The sequence below is a fragment of the Bradyrhizobium sp. USDA 4503 genome, assembly GCF_054055815.1.
In genome coordinates this window covers 7205914-7227139 of the sequence record NZ_JBSRXS010000001.1, presented here as the reverse complement: position 1 = coordinate 7227139, position 21226 = coordinate 7205914, and the positions used below count along the sequence as shown (strand labels likewise).

Genomic DNA, 21226 nt, shown 5'->3' with positions numbered 1-21226 from the left:
ATTCGCGGCCTCGAGGCAACGTCGCGTCTAGAATGCATAGATCCAGGAATTCCTACGCCGGAATGCCGGCCTCACACAGCACGGCGACCATGCGTTCGCCCCATTCGACGGTCCTGGTCGGAAAATTCTGCCGCGCGTAGGACGTGCGGAAATCGGGTCGCAGCTTGAGCAGGCGGCCGGCGATGACGCGCGCCTCGTCGAGGCGCCCCGAGCCGACTTCGTTCATGATCAACGCGCTGAGCGTGTGTGCGTCTTCGCCGATCACCAGCGCCTTGGCGGCGGCCGCGCGGCCCTGCTCATACTGACCGAGCATGAAATGCGCGAAACTGATTCCGTTCCACATCGACGCACGCCCGGGATCGATCGGGCTGAGCCGGAGTCTGTGCTCAACACTTTCGATCGCGCGTGCCGGCTGGACGCACATGAGCGAAATCCAGCCACGATATCCCCATGCCGCAGCATCGTTCGAATTGAGCGAGATCGCCTCTTCGATCATGGTCTCGGCGCGATCGTAGTCGTGGCCGAGATAGGCAAACATGTGAGCCGCGCGCGCCAGCACGAACGGATCGTCGCTGGCCAGCACGCAGGCGAATTCGGCGATCCGCAGCGCCTCCGCCAACTCCTCCGCGCCGGGGGGCGTGCCGCGCGTGGTCTGTTTCAGCAGCGACGAATAGGCCAGCATGACCTGAGCGGCTGCATAGTTCGGATCAAGCCCGCAGGCCTTGTTGAACCACTCGCCGAGTTCAGCGTCGCCCCACTTGGAGCGATCTGCATAGGCCGCAATGCCTCTCAGAAAGAGATCGTAGCTATCGAGACGGTCGGTCGGCTTGGTTCGGGTTCGTTCGATTTCGCTCTGCTGGATCTTCGGAGCTATGATGCTGACGACATTCGCGGTGACCTGGTCCTGCAGGTCGAACACATCCCTCAGTTCGCCGTCGAACCTGTCCGCCCAGAGATGCGTACCGCTGCCGGCCTCGATCAGTTGCGCGGTGATCCGAACGCGCCCACTCGACTTGCGCACTGATCCCTCCAGCACGTATCGCACACCGAGCTCGTGCCCGACCTGCTTGATGTCGACGGACTTCCCCTTGTAGGTGAAGCTTGAATTGCGCGCGATCACAAACAGCGATCTGAAGCGCGACAGCGCGGTAATGATGTCCTCGACGACGCCGTCGGCAAAGTATTCCTGCTCCGGATCACCGCTCATATTCTGGAACGGCAGCACCGCGATGGAGGCCTTCTCGGCAATCGCGGCTGGGGAAGCCGGTGCAGTGAACGCGTGCTTCGCGATCGCGGCCGCTGCGGAGGCGCCGCCGACGCGAACTCTCCATGTCCGAATAGGCTCGGCAATATTCTTCAGGACCTGCGGCCCCATGTCCTCGAAGGTCGCATCGACCTTGCCGCGAATGTGCCGTTGCACGTCATCGGAAATGCAGACGCCACCCGGCTCGGCAATCCCCTCCAAGCGCGCTGCGATGTTGACGCCGTCGCCAAAGATATCGTTGTCGTCAAAGATGATGTCGCCGACGTGGATTCCGATTCGGAATTCGAGCCGCTGCTCCGTTGGCACGGCAGCATTCTGATCGGCCATGCGGCGCTGCACTTCGACGGCACTGCGCACCGCGTCGACGGCGCTGGCGAATTCAACGAGGATTCCGTCGCCGGTCGTCTTGACGACGCGGCCGCGATGTGCCGCCAGCGCTGGATCCAGCAACGCTCGCCTGACCGACTTCAGCTTGGCCAGAGTGCCTTCCTCGTCGATTCCCATCAGCCGGCTGTAGCCGGGGCGATATCGGCCGCCAGAACCGCTGCCAGACGCCGATCCATGCTATCGGTGGTCAAAGACATGCCCCCGGACGAGGGGTTAATTTTCGTCGCCGATCAAAGCACGGCTGACGGCCTCCGGGCTAGAGCAAACGTCTGCGCTGCTTGCCCAGGCTGGAAATCGGCGGCATTGTCAACGACGACCTTGAGGCTATCGCCCAGCGGGTCTATCGCGCCCGGGTCAGCGCCAGCCAGATGCCGCCGCCGATCATGAAGCCGCCCGAGATGCGCGACATCAGCCGGGTCCGCTCCTTGGAGAAGAATTTGCGGGCGCGGCCGGCCGCCAAGGCGTAGGCGGCGTCGGTCAGCACGGCGGTCGCCATGAAGGTGAGGCCGAGCAGCGCCACCTGCGGAACGTGCGGCTTGTCCATATCCATGAACTGCGGGATGAAGGCGCCGAAGAACACCAGCACCTTCGGGTTCGAGAGCAGCACCAGAAAGCCTTGCAGGAAGAAGCCGCCGCGCGGCGGCGGCGTGTCGTCGGTGCTGACGCCCTCGACCGGAGAGCGGATCAGCTTGAAGCCGAGCCAGACCAGATAGGCGGCGCCGGCAAAGCGCACCCAGTCGAACCAGTAGCCCATCGTCGCCATCAGCGAGGTCAGCCCGACCGCGACGGTGCCGATCACGATCGCAAGCCCCACCTGCGCGCCCAGCACGTTGGTGAGCGCGGCGCGCGTGCCGTAGCGCAGCCCGTTGGCGATCACCATCGTGACGATCGGACCGGGCAGCAGCGCCAGCGCGATGCAGGCGGCGACGAAGGCGAAATAGGCTTGCAGGGACATGGGAGAGCTCGTTTGTTTCTTATCGTCATTATGCACGAGAGTGGCAGACATGGAAGCGCGTCTGCCCCCTCGCCCCGCTCTTCACCGGGTCGAGACGAGCGAAGCTCGCTCTTAGAGGGTGGGGTGAGGGGCTCTCTCCGCCAGGCGGTGCGAGTCGTTAGACCTGTACCCCTCACCCGGATCGCATCTGGCGATGCGATCCGACCTCTCCCCGCAAGCGGGGCGAGGTGAAGAGAGATCACGCTCAAAGGCCTTCCATTGCCGCGATCATCCATGACCTGATCTCTCGCCCCTCCAGAAATTTCAACGTCGCCCGCTGCACCCCTGCGGCATCTCCCCCGCCCTGCGCCACGACCGCCATCAGGTCGCAGCGATGCGACACCGCGATGCCGATCGCAGTGCGCTTCCCGTTGGGCATCTCGAGATCATAGACCCTGATCCGCCCCGGCATATCGGCGACAGCAACGACATCGCCGGCCTTCAGCGGCACAAAGCGCGGGCTGATCATGTCGACGTCGGAAACGCGGTCGACCTCGTCGTCATCGGCGACGCCGCCGTCGCAATTGCAGAAGCCGAGCTTTGGCCTGAGATAAACCTCGACGTCGCCGCCGCACTCGGCCGCACCACACCGGAACGCGCGGCCGGCGGGCCAGCCGTCGCGCGGGAACGGCCAGCCGATCTCGTACCACGCGGCTGCGCGCGGCGGCGCCATCTCGTAGCCGGCGACGGCGGAGAGCCCGCCGAGCGCCAGGACCATCGCCGCGATGACCGGCCATGAGCGCATCATCGCGCGCTCACGGCAGACCGGCGATGGCGCGCGCCGCGCCGGTCAGTTCGAGGATGTGCAGGCCGGTGTTGGCGCGGTCGACCGCGTAGATGTAGCCGCGCTCGTCGGTCTCGACATTATTGGTCTGGATCGCGACCTTGCAGCGGTCCTTGCCGTCGATGGTGACGCATCGCGTGTCGGTCGCCGCCGTGATGGAGGGAATGAAGTAGCCGACTTCCCTGGGATGATAGGGATCGCGGATGTCGAGCGCGCGGACGCCGGCGTTGAAGAAGGCGATGAAGGCCAGCTTCTTGTAGTAGACCGGCGCCATGCTCTCGTTCGACGAATGCGAGCCGAACCGGCCGCCGCGCTCGCAGAACGCTCCGGAGGCCTCGGGCACCGTATAGCTCGAGATCAGCATCGGCCGCGCCTCGGTGGTGACGTCGGCGAACCACACCATCTGCCGGGCCTCGCCACATTCGTTCTGGATCGCCTCGTCGACGATCATCACGATGTCGCGGCTCTTGCCGTCCTTGTCGTGGGCGAACTCGGCGATCGGCATGCCGGGCATCGGAAACACCGTATGCGCGCCGTTCATGGCGGACAGCGGCATCCGCGCGATCTCCGGGAATTTCAGATTGTCCGGCGTCGGCTCCTTTGGTCCGTTCAGCAGCTTGTCGCGGTCGACGATCTGCAGGAAGCCGCCCTTGTTGGTGCCATAGCCGAAATAGACGCGATTGCCCTGCGGCCCGGTCGAGATCGGCCCGTGCAGTTCGGTCGGCACCGCGCCGGTCGCGCCCGGCTCCTGCCCGGGCAGGCCGAAGTCCCTGATCTTCGTGGGATGCGCGGGATCGGAGAGATCATAGACCTGCGTCATGCGCCGCGTGCGCCAGTCCGGCGCGCCCGACACCAGGAAGGCGATGCCGGTGCCGCATTCCCAAAAACTCTTGTGCGTGTCCTTCAGGCCGCCGATCCGGGTGACGAGCGCCGGATTGGCGGGATCGGCGACGTTCCAGATCTCGTGCGCCTCGCTGCCGAAGGTGCGCAGCATGTAGACCGCGTTGCGATCGCCCTTCGGCAAATCCTTGCCGTCGCAGATCCGCACCATCTGCGCGCCGCCGGATTCATACTTGCCTTCCTGTCCGGGAATGTGCCGCAGATATTTCGGGTGCGCGGGATCGGTGACGTCGACGATCGAGGTGCCGTTCGGTTCGGCCTTGCCGGTCACCGGGTTGACGGGATCGGGAATGTCGTCGGTGCCGCCGTGATGACCGATATAGGCGATCCATCTGTCGCCCTGATGATGAATGGTCGGCTGATAGGCGCTGCGGGCCTGCAAATCGTTGGTTCCAACCAGCCTCATGTTGGAGGCTTCAGGCGGATCGCCGATCTTCTGCTGGGCGCTCGCACCATTCGCGAGCAGGACAAGAACCAACGTGCAGCAAACTGCCGTAACGCGACCGCCCATGCGCACCACCCAATGTTCCACACCAATCTGCGTTGGCTGCCGGCAAGGCTAGCACGGCGCTGCCGATGCCAAAACACACGCTCTTGACATGCAACCATTTGGTTGCCTATTATCCGACCCATGGATGAAGTCTTCAAAGCCCTCGCGGATGCCTCACGGCGAACGCTGCTTGACCGGCTTCACGATCAGAACGGGCAGACGCTCGGTGAGCTCTGCGACGGCCTCGACATGACGCGTCAGGCCGTCACCAAGCACCTTGTGATTCTCGAGGAGGCCAACCTCGTCACCACGATCAAGCATGGCCGCGAGAAGCTGCACTATCTCAACCCGGTTCCGATCCATCAGATCGGCGAGCGGTGGATCAGGAAGTTCGAGCGCGGGAAACTCGCCGCGCTGAGCGAGTTGAAAAGACAATTGGAGAAGCGTGATGAGTAAACCGGACTACGTCTACGTCACCTATATCGAGACCACCGCCGACAAACTGTGGCACGCGTTGACCTCGAGCGAATTCACCGAACGCTTCTGGTTCGGCTATCGCGTCAGCTCCGACTGGAAGGTCGGCTCCCCCTACCACCTCACCAAGGACGGGCGACGCAGCGTGCAGGGCGAGGTGCTGATCGCCGATCCACCGAACAAGCTCGCCTACAGCTGGGACGTCGTGAAGGAAGGCGTCGAGCGCGAGCAGCTCTCGCGCGTGACCTTCGACATCGAACCGCACGGCACGGTCGTCAAGCTGACCGTGACGCACGACAATCTCGGCCCGAAGACGCTGCGCGACATCTCCGGCGGCTGGCCGATGGTGATCGCAAGCCTGAAGAGTTTCCTGGAGACCGGGCGCGAACTGCCGGCCGACCTGCTCACCAGCGGCGCCAGGGAGGCCTACCATGCCTAAGCCCGAATTCGCCTACGTCACCTACATCGAGACCACGCCGGACAAACTGTGGGACGCGCTGACCAAGAGCGCGTTCACGCGGCAATACTGGTTCGACACCGAGCTACAATCGGACTGGAAGGTCGGCTCGCCGCTCGCGCTGGTGATGGGCGGCAAGACCACCGACACCGGTGAGATCCTCGAGGCCGACCGGCCGCGACGCCTCGCCTACACCTTCAAGCACGTGCTCGACGAGGACATGCGCAAGGAGCCGGCAACCAAGGTGGTCTTCACGCTGGAGGCCCATGGCAAGATCGTGAAGCTGACCGTGACTCATGAGGGCTTCGGTGCGGGCAGCAAGCTGCTCGACGGCATTTCCAAGGGCTGGCCGGCGATCCTGTCGGGACTCAAGAGCCTGCTCGAGACCGGCAAGGCGGTCACGATCCCGCCGGCCGCGCTCGGGATCGACGGCTTCGAATGACAATGAAAATCTATCGACGGGTGCGTACAGACATGAACATCGAGAAATTCAAACCGGCAATCGTCTACGCGATCTACATCGCCGCCACGCCCGAGAAGGTGTGGCAGGCTTTGACGACTGCCGAACTCAGCCGGCAGTATTTCTCCGGCAACGCGGTCGAGGTCGACCTTCGGATCGGCGGCGCCTACGTCGTGCGGACGCCCGACGGCGCGCTGCACATCTCCGGCGAGGTGATCGAGTGCGATCCGCTGAAGCGGCTGACCGTCACCTTCAACGTCAACTGGCCGCAGCTGGTCGAAAAGCTCGGGCCGACGCTCGTCACCTGGGAGATCGAACCGGCAGGCGACGGCGTGAAGCTGACGCTCCTGCAATCGCATGACCGTCCGATCAGCGACGACATTCTCGCAGGCGGCCGCACCGGCTGGCCGGCGATCCTCTCCAGCCTCAAGAGCCTCGTGGAGACCGGCAAGGCTATGGTGATCCCGATGCAGCCGCCAGCGCGCATGATGGCCGCGCTGAAGGAATTGGGAATCGCGATGCCGACGTGAGGTTGGCGATACAGCCGCTCCATACTCCGCTGTCGTCCCTGCGAAAGCACTAGTGCATCTACACGTTTGTCGGGCCATTTGCGAGGATTTGGAAGCGGGCCATTCCGGTGTGGAAGGTGATTGGTCCAGGTGGACGGTGGGAGGCGTAGCCGGTCCATCCGCCGAGTTTTGCGATGATCCATGCCGCCCAAGCAAGGGTGTTGGGGCGATGGTGGTTTTTCTGAAGCTCGGTGCGACCTTTCATGGTTTTGTTGATGGCCCTGAGCGTCTCGATCTCTTCTGCGGTGAAGACAAATTCAGCCGGCAATTCTTCGCCACTGTTGCGGGCCTGAACGAGTTGAATGACGATACATGCCGCTCTGGTGGCGACCGCCACGAGCTTGATCAGGCCTTCGGCGCTCTCGATCTGACTATCCTCGATGCGCAAACCCTGGCTCTTCAGCGAGCGAAAGAGTTGCTCAATGATCCAGCGCTGGCGGTACCAGGAGACGATCTGCCAGGCGTCTTTAGCGGTGGCGACCGGATGAGTGGTCAGGAGCAGCCAGCGAATGGGCTCCGCACCTCTCGGCGGATGCAACTCGACCACTTCTACGAAGCTGAGTTTGATGCCCTCCGCCAAGTCGGTGACGCCGGGCCTCTGCGGCCGCTTGAGCACGACGGTTCCGAAGCGCATCGAGAGATGGGCCTGCCGGCCGCGCCGATCCATTCGCTGCGGCAGATCGATCACCGCGTTGTCGCAGAAGCGGCTCCGCTCGACCGCCTGATAAAGTGTGTCGCCATCGACCAGCGCATGGTCGTGCATGGCACGCGACAGAAGATGGACATTCTCAGCTGGCGTCAGCGCCCAGTGAGCAAAGAAATCCCCCTCGCGGTCGTTGACGACGGTGATCATGCGGGCATCTGCCAGGACGTCGCGGCCTTGCTCGGCGGCCGTCACCCAGCGCGCCGACTCCTTGTCGGCCAAGGCGCGCCGCTCATGCGGGATTTTTACCTTGCCTTTGCGCGTCCAAACGTTGCCGCCAGTAAGGCCAAGACAGACCCCGCTGTCGGCATCCACCGCCATCATCGCATGCAACAGCACGCCGCGAGCATTGCCCTTGCCGACTTTGCCCAGCCCGCGCCGCCGTCCCGCCTGGGTCTGGAACTTGACCTCGCTCGTATCCTGGATCGCCAGCACATGACGCCCGCTGACCGCAGTCCGCGTCTGCGTGCTCCAGCCCTCAATCAATTTATCGATCGTGACTTGGGGGTTGTTCACAAACCGCCAGAACGCCATATTGGCAGCCCAATCGCCCCGGGCCATCTGGCGCAAGCAGACGCTGCGCGTGCAAAGCATAGCCCGGAGAAGCGTCGCCCCCTTTTGTCGAGACGAACGTCCCCGAACTCACCCAAAGACAAATCCGGCTGCATCGCTGGCGCTCCTTCGAATCAAAGCGCCAGTGAGAGAATCATACAACATGCTGCAGAGACGCCACTTCTTGCTGCACCGAGTCAATCTGTCGCGCCCCAAAACCGTGTAGACACGCTAGTGCGAAAGCAGGGACCCATAACCACCGCTCCAAACGTTTAGAGTTCGCTGGGGCCATAGCGTCGCACAACAACTTTACCTTGTGGTTATGGGTCCCGGGCCGCGCTGCGCTTGCCCGGGACGACGACGGAGAAAACTACCCCAGCGCCCTCAGCTCCCGGCGCAGCACCTTGCCCGTCGCCGTCATCGGCAGGCTATCGGCGAACTGCACGAAGCGCGGATACTCGTGGGCGGCGAGCTGGACCTTGACGAACTCCTGGATCTCGCGCGCCAGGGCATCGCCCGGCGCGTAGCCCGGCCGCAGCACGATCCAGGCCTTGATCGATTCGGTGCGGATCGGATCGGGGATGCCGACCACCGCCGACATCGCGACCGCCGGATGCTTCATCAGCGTGTGCTCGATCTCGGACGGGCCGACACGATAGCCGGCCGTGGTGATGACGTCGTCCTCGCGGCTGACGTACCAGAAATAGCCGTCCTCATCCTGCACGCCGAGATCGCCGGTCAGCAGGAATTCGCCGGCATATTTCTTCGCGGTCGCTTCCGGATTGCGCCAGTACTCGATCATGGTGCAGGGGCACGGTTGGCGCACGCCGATGATGCCGCGCTGGCCCCGCGGCAGCTCCTCGCCCTTCTCGTCGACGATGCGGACGTCGAAGCCCGGCGTAGCGCGGCCCATCGAGCCCGGACGGATCGGAAACAGATTGGAATTGCTGCCGATCACGAGGTTGCATTCGGTCTGACCGAACACCTCATGGGCGTCGATGCCGAAGGTGTCGCGCACCCAATCCAGCAATTGGCCGCCGAGCGACTCGCCGCCGGTGAAGATGCTGCGCAGCCTGACGCCGGAATTCTTTACATTGGCCTGCCGCATCAGCTTCAGCGCGGTCGGCGGCAGGAACACGTTGCGGATGCCGAGCTCGGCCATCATCCGCATCGCCGCCTGCGGCTCGAACTTGCGGGCGCGGTGTCCAACCATCGGGATGCCGTGGTACCAGAATGCGAACAGGCCGTTGATCAGGCCGCCGATCCAGGCCCAGTCGGCCGGCGTCCACATCAGGTCGCCGGGCCTCGGCAGGAAGTTGTGGCACATCTCGACATTGGGCAGATGGCCGAGCACGACGCGATGCGCGTGCAGCGCGCCCTTCGGGTTGCCCGTGGTGCCGGACGTGTAGATGATCAGCGCGGGATCGTCGGCCGAGGTGTCGACGGTCGCGAACTCGGGCGACGCCGACTTGATCGCGCTCCAGAACGGTCTCGTCCCCGCCGGCGTCTTTTCGCCGACGATATAGATGCTCTTCAACTCGGGCAGGCGATCGCGGATTTTCGCGATCTTCTCCCAGCCCGCTTCATCGGTGATCACGGCCTTGGCAGCAGAATTCGACAGGCGGAATTCGAGCGCGTCCTCGCCGAACAGCGCGAACAGCGGGATCGAGATCATCGCTGCGCGAAACGCCGCGAGATGCGCGACCGGCAGTTCGAGCGATTGCGACAGGAACACGGCGACGCGGTCGCCGCGCACCAGCCCGTCGGCGGTCAGCACATTGGCGAAACGGCGCGAGGCGTCCGCGACCTCGTCGAACGAGGTGCGCGTGGTGCCGCCATCCTCGTCGACATAGACCAGCGCGAGCCGCCCGGTGCCGTCGGCATGGCGGTCGCAACACGCGGTCGCCATGTTGAAGCGCGCGGGAACGTCCCAGCGGAAGTTGCGATAGAGCTCGTCGTAAGTAGCGGCTTCCTTGAGCATGGTGTGTGTTGCTTCCGTCCCTCGTCATGGCCGGGCCTTTCCCCTGCCATCCGCATTTGCTGCGGCAGATTGTAGAGACGTCGATGCCCGGGACAAGCCCGGGCTGACGAAGAATGTGATGCCCGGATAAAGAACCCCGGATGGAGCGGTCGCGCGAACGCGCGCCCGATGACAGGCTCCGCGCAATCCGGGGTTCTCATCGAGTGGACAGACTCCCCCGGATTTCGCTTCACTGCATCCGGGCTACGAACATCCTTGAGGAGAAAGCCGTCAGGCTGACGCCCGCTCCATTGCGACCTCGGCCTTGAGGCTATCGAGGTCGCGATAGATCGACGCGACCGCGAGCACGCGCCCGCCGCGCTTGTAGCGCAGCACGCAATCCCTGCCGGCAATGCTGCCGTCCACCGCGATCTCGTCCCACTGCTCGGCATGGCCGACATAGTTGATCGGCACGTCGTAATGCTGGCTCCAGAAGAACGGCACCGCGTCGAACACCTCGCGCTGCCCAAGCATATTCCGCGCGGCGGTCTGGCCCTGGCGCTCCGCCACCACCCAATGCTCGACCCGGATCGTCTCGCCGCCGTGCGGATCGGGCCAGCGCGCGATATCGCCGGCCGCGTAGATGCCGGGAACGCTGGTCTCGAGATAGGCGTCGACTGTCACGCCGCGGTCGATGGCGAGCCCGGCCGCTTCCGCCAGCGCCAGCCGCGGCTTCACGCCGACACCGACCACGACGAGATCGGCATCGAGCACAGGCCCGCTCTTCAGGCGGGATCGCTTGCCCTCGATCGCGGTCACCGTGTCGCCGAGGTGGAATACGACACCATGCTCTTCGTGCAGCGCACGGACGAAATCGCCCATCTCCGGCCCGAGTATGCGCTCCATCGGCCGCTGTTCCAGCCCGACCACGTGAACCTCGATCTGGCGCGCGCGGAGCGAGGCCGCCACCTCGAGACCGATGAAGCTTGCACCGATCACCACCGCGCGGCGCGCTCCGCTGGCCGCGGCGATGATGGCCCGGCAATCGTCGACGGTGCGTAGCACATGAACGTGGGGCTGGTCCGCGCCCGGGATCGGCAGCCGCACCGGCTCCGCGCCGGTCGCCAGCAGCAGCCGGTCATAGGCGAGCGTTTCGCCGCCGGCGAGCACGACGTTGCGGCGGCCGGTATCGATCGACTTGACCTCGGTCCTGAGTTTCAGATCGATCGCCGCGTCACGATAAAAATCGTCCGGCTTCAGCGGCAGCCAGTCTTCCGGCGCGCTGCCGGCGAGGAAGTCCTTTGACAGGTTCGGACGATCCACCGGCGGCGCGGCCTCGCCGCTCAGCATGACGATGCTGCCGCGATAGTCCTGCCGTCGCAGCATCTCGGCGGCGGCAAACCCCGCCCCGCCGCCGCCGACAATCACGATGCTGCCGGGCGCATCGACCGGGCCCTTGACGCGGAGTTTCGGCTGCGCGCGCTTCTCGCGCACGATGATGCGATCGCCCTCCCGCTCGACCTTCCAGACAGCGAGCGCGTTGAAGGCGGGCGCGGCGGTCGCTTCACCGGTGCGAATATCGAAGCAGGCGTGATGCCAGGGGCAATGGACGGTCTCGCCCTCAAGGAGGCCTTCGGCGAGCGGGCCGTGGTAATGGCTGCAATGCGCGTCGATGGCGAAGATATCCGCCCCCGAGCGCACCAGCAGCACGTCCTCGTCGCCGACATGGCCGAGCAACATCGCGCCCGTGAAGTCGGAGAGGGCAACGCCTTGTGTCAGATCCGGACCGGAAGGAGCTTGCTGATCGGCCATATCATTCCTCCATCGCCCTGTGACGCTCTAAACCGCTATGCCGAGGAATTCCTGGCGGGTTAGCGCATTGTCGCGAAAGCAACCCAGCATGCGGCTGGTCACGAGATCGGTATCCGGCTTGTGCACGCCGCGGGTCGTCATGCAGTGATGCGACGCCTTGATGATGACGCCTACGCCCTGAGGCTTCAAGACGTCGTTGATGGTGTTGGCGATCTGCGCCGTCATCTTCTCCTGGATCTGCAAACGCCTGGCATAGATGTCGACCACCCGCGCCAGCTTGCTGATGCCGACCACGCGGCCGTTCGGGATGTAGGCAACCCAGGCCTGACCGATGATCGGCGCCATATGATGCTCGCAATGGCTCTCGAAGCGGATGCCCCGCAGGGCAATCATTTCGTCGTAGCCTTCGATCTCCTCGAAGGTCTTTTCCAGGATCTCCGCGGGACGTTGGTCGTAACCCGCAAAGAATTCCTCGAACGAACGCGTCACACGCGCCGGAGTTTCAAGCAAACCATCCCGCTCGGGATCGTCACCAGTCCAGCGGATGATGGTGCGGACTGCTGCCTCGACTTCGGCCCGGGTCGGCTTGTCGGATTCGGTTTGAGCGGCTCTTGCACGATCCAGCGCATGCACAATCGGGTTCATCGGGGCCTTTCCTTTGCGGAGTCATCGCGAGGTCATGCCCGTCAGATGCTCCGTCAGCAGAAAGGTTCCCGCAATTCGGTCCGCGGCACTTTGCGCCGCAAGCCAGCCGGGACGAACGGCTAGCCCGTCAGCGCCGCCTTCACCAGGCCGCTGGCCTTGCCGAAATCCATCTGGCCGGCGTATTTCGCCTTCAACGCGCCGATCACCTTGCCCATGTCCTTGATGCTGGCGGCACCCGTCTCGGCGATGATCGCCGAGATCGCGGCCTTCACGTCGTCATCGGACATCTGCTTCGGCAGGTACGCCGAGATCACGGCGATCTCCTCGCGCTCCTGGGCCGCGAGCTCGGCGCGGCCGCCCTTGTCATAGAGCTCGACCGACTCCTGGCGCTGCTTGATCATCTTCTGCAGCAGGCCGAGCAGGTCGGCATCGGAGAGGGGCGGCTTGCCCTGCCCGCGCGCGTCGATGTCGGCGTTCTTGATGGTCGAATTGACCATGCGCAGCGTGGACAGCTTGCGCTCGTCCTTCGCCTTCATCGCTTCCTTGACCGCAGTATTGATGTCGTCGCGCAGCATTTCGTTGTCCTTGAGCCAGCAATCCCCTCATCTAGGCAGTTTGCACCGGCAGAACAACCTAGTTCCTCAGCCATTCGACCAGCGCATCGGCGCAGGCCTGCGGCAGTTCCAGCTGCGGCAGGTGACCGCAATTGGCGAGCACTACAAGTTTTGCGCCGGGAATGCCGTTGGCCATCTCGTCCGACAGCGAATTTGGCACGGTGTTGTCGGTATCCGACGTCAGCACCAAGGTCGGGCACTTGATCCAGGCCATGCTCGGCCGCGAATCCGGCCGGCTGAGCACCGCGTTCTGCTGGCGGATGAAAGCCTCGGCGCCGATGTCCTCGCTCATGTCGTCGACGATCCGGCGCAGGCTTGCATCGCCCTGCCGCGACGGATGCACGAAGCCCGGAAACAGCTCATCGACCACGCTGCGATATTGGCCGCTTCTGGCACGCTCGATCATGCCGCGGCGACGCGCGGTCGCTTCCGGCGTATCGGCCCGCGCCTGGGTGCTCATCAGCGCCAGCTTCGCAACCCGGTCCGGCGCCTGCCGCATGATCTCGAAGGCGATGTAGCCGCCCATCGAGTGCCCGGCGAGCGCAAAGCGCGGCGGCGCCTCGGCCAGGATCCGGCGGGCGATGGCCCCCATATTGTCGTCCCTGATATGGTTGGCGACCGTCACCGGCCCGCATCGCCACATCGCCGGAATGACGGGGGCGAAAATCCGCGGCGAGCAGATGAGGCCCGGGACGAGCAGGATCGGCATCGTATTATCCATGCGGGAGCTCCGGACGGGTCATTTTCGGCAAGCAAACGGCCGCTTCAGGGAACTTTAGATTAAAAGGCCGTTCGGGCCTGTCAAATCGGCCGGTATTGCCGTGTGAATCCGTGCCCTTTCGCTTTGACGCCGCCGGGTGCGGCGTCTATTTAAAGGGCTCATGACAACATCCGAAAACGCTCCCGCCTGGCCGGACCATAAACCGACCGCGCTCCTTGTGCTCGCCGATGGTACCGTGCTGGAAGGCTTCGGTCTCGGCGCGGAAGGCCACGCCGTCGGCGAGGTCTGCTTCAACACCGCGATGACCGGCTATGAGGAGATCCTCACCGATCCGTCCTATGCCGGCCAGATCATCACCTTCACCTTCCCGCATATCGGCAATGTCGGTACCAACGAGGAAGACATCGAGACGGTGAACATGGCGGCGACGCCCGGCGCGCGCGGCGTGATCCTGCGCTCGGCGATATCAGATCCCTCGAATTACCGCGCCACCCGCCATCTCGACCTGTGGTTGAAGGCGCGCGGCATCATCGGCCTCTCCGGTATCGACACCCGCGCGCTGACCGCGCTGATCCGCTCCAAGGGCATGCCCAATGCGGTGATCGTGCACGCCAGAAACGGCGAGTTCGACCTGCACGGCCTGAAGGAAGAAGCCCGCGAATGGCCCGGCCTCGAGGGCATGGACCTGGTGCCGATGGTCACCTCCGGCCAGCGCTTCACCTGGGACGAGACGCCCTGGGTGTGGGGCAACGGTTTCGGCCAGCAAACCGCGCCGGAATTCAACGTGGTCGCGATCGATTACGGCATCAAGCGCAACATCCTGCGCCTGCTCGCCGGCGTCGGCGCCAAGGTGACCGTGGTGCCGGCGACGACCGCCGCCGAAGACATCCTGGCGATGAAGCCGGACGGCGTGTTCCTGTCGAACGGCCCCGGCGATCCCGCCGCCACCGGCAAATATGCCGTGCCCGTGATCCAGAAGGTGATCGCGTCGGGGACGCCGACCTTCGGCATCTGCCTCGGCCATCAGATGCTTGGCCTTGCCGTCGGGGCCAAGACCATGAAGATGCATCAGGGCCATCACGGCGCCAACCATCCGGTCAAGGACGAGACCACCGGCAAGGTCGAGATCACCTCGATGAACCACGGCTTTGCCGTGGACCAGGCGACGCTGCCGAAAGGCGCGACCCAGACCCATATCTCGCTGTTCGACGGCTCCAATTGCGGCATCGCGCTTGAGGGCAAGCCGGTGTTCTCGGTGCAGTACCACCCGGAAGCCTCGCCCGGCCCGCGCGACTCGCACTATCTGTTCCAGCGCTTCGCCGATCTGATGCGGAAGAACAAGCAGGCCGCGTAGACACACCCGTCATTGCGAGGAGCGCAGCGACGAAGCAATCCATCTATCCCAGCCTGGAGCGATGGATTGCTTCGCTTCGCTCGCAATGACGGAGATTTTTCTCAATGACCGCCCCCGCCACCCCGAAGCCCGTCTACGGCGTCTCCTCGATGGCGGTGATGGCATCGATGTCCGGGCTCGACTTCGTGCGCGGCATCTTCGCCCGGACCCTGCCGGAGCCGCCGATCATGGAGAATGTCGAGCCGTTCGACTGCTCCGCCGAGACCGGCCATGTGGTGATCCACAGCGTCCCGGGCCTGCGCCACTACAACCCGATCGGTTCGGTGCATGGCGGCTACGCCGCGATCCTCTTGGATTCCGCGATGGGGCTTGCGGTGCAGACCACGCTGCCGCAAGGCTTTGGCTACACCACGCTGGAGTTCAAGATCTCCTTCGTCCGCGGCATGAGCCAGAACACCGGCAAAATCCGCACCGAGGGCCATGTGCTCAACGCCGGCCGCCGGGTTGCGACGGCGGAAGCGCGGATTACCGACGACAATGGCAAGCTGCTCGCCCATGCCACCACGACCTGCCTGGTGTTCGAGTTGCCCAAGACGACCTGAAGGCAATCGCGTCTTGGCGCCAGATCTTGGCGCATTGGAGCCATGACGAAGCGCGCTGGATCGCGGCCTGCGCTCTGTGATTGAGTTTCCCTGTCCGAGATCAGGCAAACATGATCCGGCCTGGAAGGAAACGCCGATGATTTCAGCCCATTCAGACATGACCATCCGCGACATCCGCGTGACGATGCTGCGGCTGCCCTGGGCCGACGATCCCTGGCTGAAAGGCGCGGCGCTCGGCGCGACGCGCGACATTCTGATCTGCGACGTCGAAACGTCCGGCGGCGTTACCGGCATGGGCTATCTGTTCGTGTTCAAGCCGGCGATGAAGTCGATCGCGGCCTGTCTCGAGGAATGCATCATCCCGCGCGTCATCGGCAAGGACGCCACCGCGATCGAGGCGATCTGGCGCGATCTGTGGACGGCGACGATGACCTATGGCCGCGGCGGCATCGCCACGATGGCCATGTCGGCGCTCGACATCGCGCTGTGGGACGCGGTCGGGAAACGGGCCGGCCTGCCGCTGCACCGGCTGTGGGGGCACTATCGCTCGGAAATCCCGATCTATGGTTCCGGCTGCTTCCGGGGCGCCGGCGGCGACGGGATGATCGAGAAGGCGCTGCATTTCGTGAAGCAGGGCTACAAGGCGATCAAGATGCAGGTCGCGCACGTCCACACGCCGGCGCAGGACCTCGACAATGTGCGCCGCATGCGCGAGGCGCTCGGGCCCGACATCGACATCATGATCGACGTCAACATGGGCTGGAGCGCCGATGTCGCGATCGAGATGGGACGCAAGTTCGAGAAGTACGATATCTACTGGCTTGAGGAGCCGGTGCCGGCCGATGATTTCGCCGGCTATCAGCGGATCGCGGCGGCGCTGGACATGCGCGTCGTCGGCGGCGAGACGCATTTCACGCGCTACGATCTGCGGCCGTTCTTTCTCAATCCCTGCCTGCCGATCCTGCAACCCGACCCGATGCGCGGCGGCATGACCGACCTGCGCAAGATCGCGGCGCTTGCGGACACGTTCGGCATCACGATCGCGCCGCATCTGTTTCCCGAACTCAATGTGCACCTCTTGGCTTCGATTCCGAACGGGATCTGGTGCGAGAACATGGCGCTGATCGACGATCTCTGGGTCGACCCGCCCGAAATCGCCAACGGCATGATCACCGCGCCGGAGCGGCCCGGGCACGGGCTCAGGTTCAGGGAAGACGTGTTGAAGTTCAAAATCTAGCTGGAACGGTTTGCGGACCGACGGTTTGATGGTCTGGAGACCACCTCGCAGCGCTGGAGAGCCACCATGTCGGTCGTCCGTACCGATATCGAACCCCAGACCATCGTCTTCCGGGACGACGGCCTCGTGCCGAACAATCCGATGCCGTTCCTAGTCTACAAGGCCGCCGTCGACGTCAGCAAGAATCCTGAGGCCACCATCGAGCAGCTGTTCGGCGAGAACGGCTGGGGCGCGATGTGGCGCAACGGCGTCTACGACTTCGCGCATTACCACGCCACCGTGCACGAGGTGCTGGGCGTCGCGCGCGGCCGCGCGCGCGTGCAGTTTGGCGGCGAGCGCGGGCAAGCAATCGAGATCGCGGCCGGCGACGTTGCGATCCTGCCGGCCGGCACCGGGCATCAATGCCTGTCGGCGAGCGACGATTTCTGCGTCATCGGCGCCTATCCGCCAGGCCCGCCGATGGATCTGCAGCGGCTGACGCCGGAGAACCACGCCAGGGCGCTGAAGACGATCCCACAGGTTGCGACCCCCGCGACCGATCCGGTGATGGGCAAGGACGGGCCGCTGGTGCGGCTGTGGAAGCGATAAGATCTAGGATGGTCGAACGGGTTGCTCTTGCCCTGCCCCCTCGCGAGAGGTGACCGGATACAGGCAACCTGAATCGATCATCGGAATTGCAGGCCATTTCAATCAAGCCTGCCGGCTTCACATTTCCAAGCTCCTTGATTTAAGTCAGCATCGCTGCGGCGATTTATGCCGCCAATGACACCTTAAAGCGCGCGATTCATCTGCGGGAGTGACAGAGCTTCCGCGTCCGCTGCTGCTCTTTTTGCAGGAGCAATGGAGGTCATACACATCACCTGACGGCATCAGATGCTCCGCGCTTCCCACAAGCAACCGCAACAGAGATCAGGAGAGGAGAATTCGACATGTTTCGAGGAATTCTGACGCTGACATTGTCGCTCTGCATTGGCGCGGCTACCGCGCCTGCAGCGCTGGCCCAGACGGCGCCGGCAATCAACGAGCAGGAGGCACACGCGATCGCGGTGGACGCCTATATTTACTTCTACCCGCTCCTGACGATGGACATCACGCGAAAGCAGTTCACCAACGTCGAGCCCGGCAAGGATAACTTCAAGGGCCCGATGAATACCTTCGTCAACGTGCCCGAATACCCACCGGCGAATTTCAAGGGCGTGGTGCGGTCCAACTTCGATACGCTCTATTCCGTTTCATGGCTGGACATGACCAAGGAGCCGGTTGTCGTCTCCGTTCCCGATACCGATGGACGCTTCTATTTGCTGCCGATGCTGGACATGTGGTCGGATGTGTTCGCCTCGCCCGGCTGGCGCACCACGGGCACCAAAGCGGGGACCTTTCTGGTGACGGCTCCGGGATGGCGGCCTGATCTGCGCGACAGGTTTGCGGAGGAGTTCAAGCTTCCGAAGGATACCCAGCGCATCGACGCGCCGACGCCTTACGTCTGGGTCATTGGCCGCACCAAGACGGACGGCCCGCCGGACTACGATGCGGTCCACAAGATACAGGCCGGCTACAAGGTCACGCCTCTTTCCGAGTTCGGCAAGACTCAGAAGCCGACCGAGGTCAGGATCGATCCCAGCGTCGACATGAAGACGGCGCCCAAGGTGCAGGTCGATACCATGTCGGCCGGCGTCTACTTCGCGCAGGCCGCCGAGCTGCTCAAGCTTCACCCGCCGCACATCACCGATGAACCAATCATCGCGCAGATGAAGAGGATCGGCATCGAGCCCGGCAAGAGCTTCGAAATCAGCAAGGTGGACCCGGTGCTGCAACGGGCGCTGGAGACGGCGCCGCAGGACGGGCAGAAGCTGATGGCATGGAAGGTGCCGACGCTGGCGCGCGTTGCGAACGGCTGGTCGATGAACACCGACACGATGGGCGTTTACGGCAACTACTATTTGAAGCGTGCGATCGTCGCGCAGCTCGGGCTTGGCGCCAACCTGCCGGAGGACGCGATTTATCCGCTCAATCTCGCCGACAATACCGGCAAACCGCTCGACGGCGCCAACAAGTATACGATCACCTTTGAGAAGGGCGCGGCCCCGCCGGTCAATGCCTTCTGGTCGATCACGCTTTACGACCAGGAAGGATTCCAGGTCGGCAACGTGCTGAACCGCTTCGCTGTGTCCAGCTGGATGCCGTTCAAATACAACCCGGACGGCTCGCTCGATCTCTACTTCCAGAACGAAAGTCCGGGCGCGGACAAACAAGCCAACTGGCTCCCGGCGCCGAAGGGCGCTTTCAACCTGACCATGCGCCTTTACGGTCCGAAATCGGAGGCGCTGACCGGAAAGTGGAATCCTCCGCCGATCGTGCGATTGGAGACAGCGGTGGGTCTGTCAGCTCAGTAGGCTTCAACCGCACTGACCGCAGCCGGGCGGCCAGACCGCAAGCTTCGCGAAGCAGTCCGGAGCAAAGCAGCTCTGGATTGCTGCCTCGCGGGTGCGGGCGCGCAGCTTACGCCGCGTTGCTGCCTTCCTGGCGGCTTGCCTCGAACAGGAACCAGGTGCGGCGCTCGGTTTCGTCGATGAAGGTTTCGAGCAGGCCTGCGGTGCCGGAGTCCTCCTGGTCGTCAGCCAGCTTGTGCGCCTTGCGCATCGCAGCCGCCATGTGCTTGTTGTCTTGCATCAACTCGCGCAGCATTTCGCGCGGCGGCACATAATCGTCGTCATTGTCCTTGATGGTCTGGTGCCTGGCGATATCGCCGATCGACTTCAGCGTCGCGCCGCCAAGCTTGCGCACCCGCTCGGCGAGCTGGTCGGTGGTCGCGAAGATCGCCTCCGACTGCTCGTCCAGCAACAAATGGTAATCATGGAAATGCCGGCCGCTGACGTGCCAATGGAAATTCTTGGTTTTCAAATAGAGCGCGAAGGCGTCGGCCAGAAGCGTGTTGAGCGAGGCCCAGATCGTGTCCACCGCAGCCTGCGGCAGGTCGCTCGGCGTGTCGAGATCGGGCGAGATCTTGTCAGTCTTGGCTTTGCTCACGTTGGACCTTCCTGTTAGGAACCCGTATTTCGGCGCATTGAACATTGGCCGCCGGACCGCTAACGCATCATCAGCCCACCCGTTCCTGAGGCCAGGAACCCGTTCTGCCGGATACCAAACGCGATGGATGAATGGATCGATTATTACGATTCCACGCATACGATCTATGCGAGCCGACTGCACCGTGACCTGCATTTCCAGATCATCGCAAACGACATCATCGGCTACATCGCTTCGCCGGATGCCGTGGTGCTCGACTATGCCTGCGGCGAGGCGCTGTCGGCGGCGAAGGTCGCCAATGCCTGCGCCCAGCTCTATCTGGCGGAGCCGGCGCCCGGCGTACGCGGCCGTCTGGTCGCGCGCTTTGCGCCCGACACCCGCATCCGTGTCCGCTCGCTCGATGACCTGAAGCACATGGACGCGGACTCGATCGACCTCGTGGTGATGAACTCGGTGGCGCAATACATGACGCCGCAGGAGCTCGATTCCGCGTTCGACGTGATCCACCGCCTGCTGAAGCCCTCGGGCCGGTTCGTGCTCGGCGATATCCTGCGGCCTGAAGTCGGGATGGCGAGGGACGTCGCGGCCCTGCTGCGCTTTGCGGCGACCCACGGTTTCCTGCGCGATGCGCTGGTCGGGCTGGCTTCAACCGCGCTGTCCGACTACCGCCAGCTGCGCACCCGGATCGGACTGCAGCGCTACCGCGAGGACGAGATGATCGCCAAGCTCGGCGCCGCGGGGTTCAGCGCCCGCCGCGCGCCGCGCAACATCGGGCACAATCCGTGGCGGATGACGTTCGTGGCGCACCACTGATCCTGGGTTGCGCCGGCTATTAACGTTACCCATCAGTAAACGTGGCGGCCGCTGAAATAATCAGCAATGATCCACTCGGCCCGGTGGCGGAAGCTTCGACGCGGCAGTGGTGCAACACTGTTTATCCTGGTTCAAATCCAGGCCGGGCCTCCAGCCTTCGCTGCTGACGCAGCTTCGGCTCGGCAGGCCTTCTCGTAGCGAAGGCTGCCGCGGCGTAGCCCGCAGGGCGAAGCCGGGCCGGTAGCCCCTCCCAATCCCGAGCACCCCCAACCGGGCATACGCCGAATGCGGATTTTCCCCCAGAATCGCGGTTGATTGCGCGTTTTTGGGGGTTTCGCGGGTGCGGAAACTGGTCTAAAGACCACCCGCGCGCGAGGGATCGCGCTTCCGGCGCTACAACATGTAGC

The 21226-nt window shown here is 63.9% G+C and carries 21 protein-coding genes and 1 tRNA gene; 11 read left to right on the top strand and 11 right to left on the bottom strand.

Annotated elements, in window-relative coordinates:
- Nucleotides 1-52: 52 nt before the first annotated feature.
- The 4 genes from ACVMIH_RS34445 to ACVMIH_RS34430 form a co-directional block, all read right to left on the bottom strand.
- Nucleotides 53-1768 (bottom strand): adenylate/guanylate cyclase domain-containing protein, encoded by a 1716-nt coding sequence (locus ACVMIH_RS34445; protein WP_229192665.1) that lies wholly within the window; start codon nucleotides 1766-1768, stop codon nucleotides 53-55.
- Nucleotides 1769-1991: 223 nt separating this feature from the next.
- Entirely contained in the window at nucleotides 1992-2606 is a 615-nt protein-coding gene (locus ACVMIH_RS34440) for a LysE family translocator (protein ID WP_168855228.1), read from the bottom strand.
- Between the two features lie 244 nt (nucleotides 2607-2850).
- Nucleotides 2851-3393, bottom strand: coding sequence for a hypothetical protein (locus ACVMIH_RS34435; RefSeq protein WP_168855229.1), 543 nt, complete (start codon nucleotides 3391-3393; stop codon nucleotides 2851-2853).
- Between the two features lie 7 nt (nucleotides 3394-3400).
- Nucleotides 3401-4840, bottom strand: coding sequence for an LVIVD repeat-containing protein (locus ACVMIH_RS34430; protein ID WP_456853101.1), 1440 nt, complete (start codon nucleotides 4838-4840; stop codon nucleotides 3401-3403).
- A 120-nt stretch (nucleotides 4841-4960) separates the two neighbouring features.
- Between ACVMIH_RS34430 and ACVMIH_RS34425 the strand changes: the two genes are divergently transcribed.
- From ACVMIH_RS34425 to ACVMIH_RS34410, 4 genes are read left to right on the top strand one after another with little or no spacing between them, the layout of a single operon-like run.
- The gene (locus tag ACVMIH_RS34425) at nucleotides 4961-5275 is read left to right on the top strand and encodes an ArsR/SmtB family transcription factor (protein ID WP_028343393.1); all 315 of its coding nucleotides are present in this window, start codon (nucleotides 4961-4963) and stop codon (nucleotides 5273-5275) included.
- On the top strand, nucleotides 5268-5732 hold the full coding sequence (locus ACVMIH_RS34420; protein ID WP_057018076.1) for an SRPBCC family protein: 465 nt from the start codon (nucleotides 5268-5270) through the stop codon (nucleotides 5730-5732). The genes ACVMIH_RS34425 and ACVMIH_RS34420 overlap by 8 nt, the downstream gene beginning before the upstream one ends.
- Nucleotides 5725-6192: an SRPBCC family protein gene (locus tag ACVMIH_RS34415; protein WP_057018077.1), complete on the top strand. Its 468-nt coding sequence runs from the start codon at nucleotides 5725-5727 to the stop codon at nucleotides 6190-6192. The genes ACVMIH_RS34420 and ACVMIH_RS34415 overlap by 8 nt, the downstream gene beginning before the upstream one ends.
- 32 nt (nucleotides 6193-6224) lie before the next feature.
- Nucleotides 6225-6740, top strand: coding sequence for an SRPBCC family protein (locus ACVMIH_RS34410; protein WP_057018078.1), 516 nt, complete (start codon nucleotides 6225-6227; stop codon nucleotides 6738-6740).
- 58 nt (nucleotides 6741-6798) lie between these two features.
- Here the strand turns inward: ACVMIH_RS34410 and ACVMIH_RS34405 are convergent, their stop codons facing one another.
- The 6 genes from ACVMIH_RS34405 to ACVMIH_RS34380 all read right to left on the bottom strand — a co-directional run bounded on the left by ACVMIH_RS34405 (nucleotide 6799) and on the right by ACVMIH_RS34380 (nucleotide 13786).
- Nucleotides 6799-8043 (bottom strand): IS4 family transposase, encoded by a 1245-nt coding sequence (locus tag ACVMIH_RS34405; protein WP_456785505.1) that lies wholly within the window; start codon nucleotides 8041-8043, stop codon nucleotides 6799-6801.
- 361 nt (nucleotides 8044-8404) lie between these two features.
- Complete coding sequence (locus ACVMIH_RS34400; RefSeq protein WP_456864792.1) at nucleotides 8405-10015, bottom strand: acyl-CoA synthetase; 1611 nt, start codon at nucleotides 10013-10015, stop codon at nucleotides 8405-8407.
- A gap of 270 nt (nucleotides 10016-10285) precedes the next feature.
- Nucleotides 10286-11806, bottom strand: a complete 1521-nt coding sequence (locus ACVMIH_RS34395; RefSeq protein WP_456864790.1) for an FAD-dependent oxidoreductase — start codon at nucleotides 11804-11806, stop codon at nucleotides 10286-10288.
- 27 nt (nucleotides 11807-11833) lie between these two features.
- On the bottom strand, nucleotides 11834-12451 hold the full coding sequence (gene folE / locus ACVMIH_RS34390; RefSeq protein WP_028333118.1) for a GTP cyclohydrolase I FolE: 618 nt from the start codon (nucleotides 12449-12451) through the stop codon (nucleotides 11834-11836).
- Nucleotides 12452-12570: 119 nt separating this feature from the next.
- Entirely contained in the window at nucleotides 12571-13026 is a 456-nt protein-coding gene (locus tag ACVMIH_RS34385; protein ID WP_456864788.1) for a GatB/YqeY domain-containing protein, read from the bottom strand.
- A 58-nt stretch (nucleotides 13027-13084) separates the two neighbouring features.
- A complete protein-coding gene (locus ACVMIH_RS34380; protein WP_057017028.1) occupies nucleotides 13085-13786 on the bottom strand; it encodes an alpha/beta fold hydrolase in 702 nt (233 codons plus the stop codon).
- 160 nt (nucleotides 13787-13946) lie between these two features.
- Here ACVMIH_RS34380 and carA point away from each other — a divergent pair, with 160 nt between their 5' ends.
- From carA to ACVMIH_RS34355, 5 genes are all read left to right on the top strand, one after another.
- Nucleotides 13947-15140, top strand: a complete 1194-nt coding sequence (gene carA / locus ACVMIH_RS34375; protein WP_076827979.1) for a glutamine-hydrolyzing carbamoyl-phosphate synthase small subunit — start codon at nucleotides 13947-13949, stop codon at nucleotides 15138-15140.
- Nucleotides 15141-15244: 104 nt separating this feature from the next.
- Complete coding sequence (locus tag ACVMIH_RS34370; RefSeq protein WP_456864786.1) at nucleotides 15245-15742, top strand: PaaI family thioesterase; 498 nt, start codon at nucleotides 15245-15247, stop codon at nucleotides 15740-15742.
- Nucleotides 15743-15878: 136 nt separating this feature from the next.
- Nucleotides 15879-16979, top strand: a complete 1101-nt coding sequence (locus ACVMIH_RS34365) for a mandelate racemase/muconate lactonizing enzyme family protein (RefSeq protein WP_456822961.1) — start codon at nucleotides 15879-15881, stop codon at nucleotides 16977-16979.
- Between the two features lie 66 nt (nucleotides 16980-17045).
- Nucleotides 17046-17567 (top strand): cupin domain-containing protein, encoded by a 522-nt coding sequence (locus ACVMIH_RS34360; RefSeq protein ID WP_229191362.1) that lies wholly within the window; start codon nucleotides 17046-17048, stop codon nucleotides 17565-17567.
- A 341-nt stretch (nucleotides 17568-17908) separates the two neighbouring features.
- Nucleotides 17909-19372 carry a DUF1254 domain-containing protein gene (locus ACVMIH_RS34355; RefSeq protein WP_076827986.1) on the top strand — a complete coding sequence of 488 codons (1464 nt, stop codon included), beginning with the start codon at nucleotides 17909-17911 and terminating at the stop codon, nucleotides 19370-19372.
- 106 nt (nucleotides 19373-19478) lie between these two features.
- Here ACVMIH_RS34355 and ACVMIH_RS34350 read toward each other — a convergent pair whose 3' ends face one another.
- On the bottom strand, nucleotides 19479-20006 hold the full coding sequence (locus tag ACVMIH_RS34350) for a Dps family protein (RefSeq protein ID WP_456864784.1): 528 nt from the start codon (nucleotides 20004-20006) through the stop codon (nucleotides 19479-19481).
- Nucleotides 20007-20129: 123 nt separating this feature from the next.
- Between ACVMIH_RS34350 and ACVMIH_RS34345 the strand changes: the two genes are divergently transcribed.
- Nucleotides 20130-20819: a class I SAM-dependent methyltransferase gene (locus ACVMIH_RS34345; RefSeq protein WP_057017034.1), complete on the top strand. Its 690-nt coding sequence runs from the start codon at nucleotides 20130-20132 to the stop codon at nucleotides 20817-20819.
- Nucleotides 20820-20896: 77 nt separating this feature from the next.
- A tRNA-OTHER gene (locus ACVMIH_RS34340) sits at nucleotides 20897-20972 on the top strand.
- Nucleotides 20973-21226 lie beyond the last annotated feature (254 nt).

Coding starts and splice junctions, on each gene's coding strand:
- ACVMIH_RS34425 (WP_028343393.1), top strand. CDS start 4,961: ATGGATGAAGTCTTCAAAGCCCTCGCGGATGCCTCACGGCGAACGCTG.
- ACVMIH_RS34380 (WP_057017028.1), bottom strand. CDS start 13,786: ATGGATAATACGATGCCGATCCTGCTCGTCCCGGGCCTCATCTGCTCG.
- ACVMIH_RS34360 (WP_229191362.1), top strand. CDS start 17,046: ATGTCGGTCGTCCGTACCGATATCGAACCCCAGACCATCGTCTTCCGG.
- ACVMIH_RS34420 (WP_057018076.1), top strand. CDS start 5,268: ATGAGTAAACCGGACTACGTCTACGTCACCTATATCGAGACCACCGCC.
- ACVMIH_RS34365 (WP_456822961.1), top strand. CDS start 15,879: ATGATTTCAGCCCATTCAGACATGACCATCCGCGACATCCGCGTGACG.
- ACVMIH_RS34435 (WP_168855229.1), bottom strand. CDS start 3,393: ATGATGCGCTCATGGCCGGTCATCGCGGCGATGGTCCTGGCGCTCGGC.
- ACVMIH_RS34355 (WP_076827986.1), top strand. CDS start 17,909: ATGTTTCGAGGAATTCTGACGCTGACATTGTCGCTCTGCATTGGCGCG.
- ACVMIH_RS34385 (WP_456864788.1), bottom strand. CDS start 13,026: ATGCTGCGCGACGACATCAATACTGCGGTCAAGGAAGCGATGAAGGCG.
- folE (WP_028333118.1), bottom strand. CDS start 12,451: ATGAACCCGATTGTGCATGCGCTGGATCGTGCAAGAGCCGCTCAAACC.
- ACVMIH_RS34400 (WP_456864792.1), bottom strand. CDS start 10,015: ATGCTCAAGGAAGCCGCTACTTACGACGAGCTCTATCGCAACTTCCGC.
- carA (WP_076827979.1), top strand. CDS start 13,947: ATGACAACATCCGAAAACGCTCCCGCCTGGCCGGACCATAAACCGACC.
- ACVMIH_RS34445 (WP_229192665.1), bottom strand. CDS start 1,768: ATGGGAATCGACGAGGAAGGCACTCTGGCCAAGCTGAAGTCGGTCAGG.
- ACVMIH_RS34415 (WP_057018077.1), top strand. CDS start 5,725: ATGCCTAAGCCCGAATTCGCCTACGTCACCTACATCGAGACCACGCCG.
- ACVMIH_RS34395 (WP_456864790.1), bottom strand. CDS start 11,806: ATGGCCGATCAGCAAGCTCCTTCCGGTCCGGATCTGACACAAGGCGTT.
- ACVMIH_RS34345 (WP_057017034.1), top strand. CDS start 20,130: ATGGATGAATGGATCGATTATTACGATTCCACGCATACGATCTATGCG.
- ACVMIH_RS34410 (WP_057018078.1), top strand. CDS start 6,225: ATGAACATCGAGAAATTCAAACCGGCAATCGTCTACGCGATCTACATC.
- ACVMIH_RS34405 (WP_456785505.1), bottom strand. CDS start 8,043: ATGGCCCGGGGCGATTGGGCTGCCAATATGGCGTTCTGGCGGTTTGTG.
- ACVMIH_RS34370 (WP_456864786.1), top strand. CDS start 15,245: ATGACCGCCCCCGCCACCCCGAAGCCCGTCTACGGCGTCTCCTCGATG.
- ACVMIH_RS34440 (WP_168855228.1), bottom strand. CDS start 2,606: ATGTCCCTGCAAGCCTATTTCGCCTTCGTCGCCGCCTGCATCGCGCTG.
- ACVMIH_RS34430 (WP_456853101.1), bottom strand. CDS start 4,840: ATGGGCGGTCGCGTTACGGCAGTTTGCTGCACGTTGGTTCTTGTCCTG.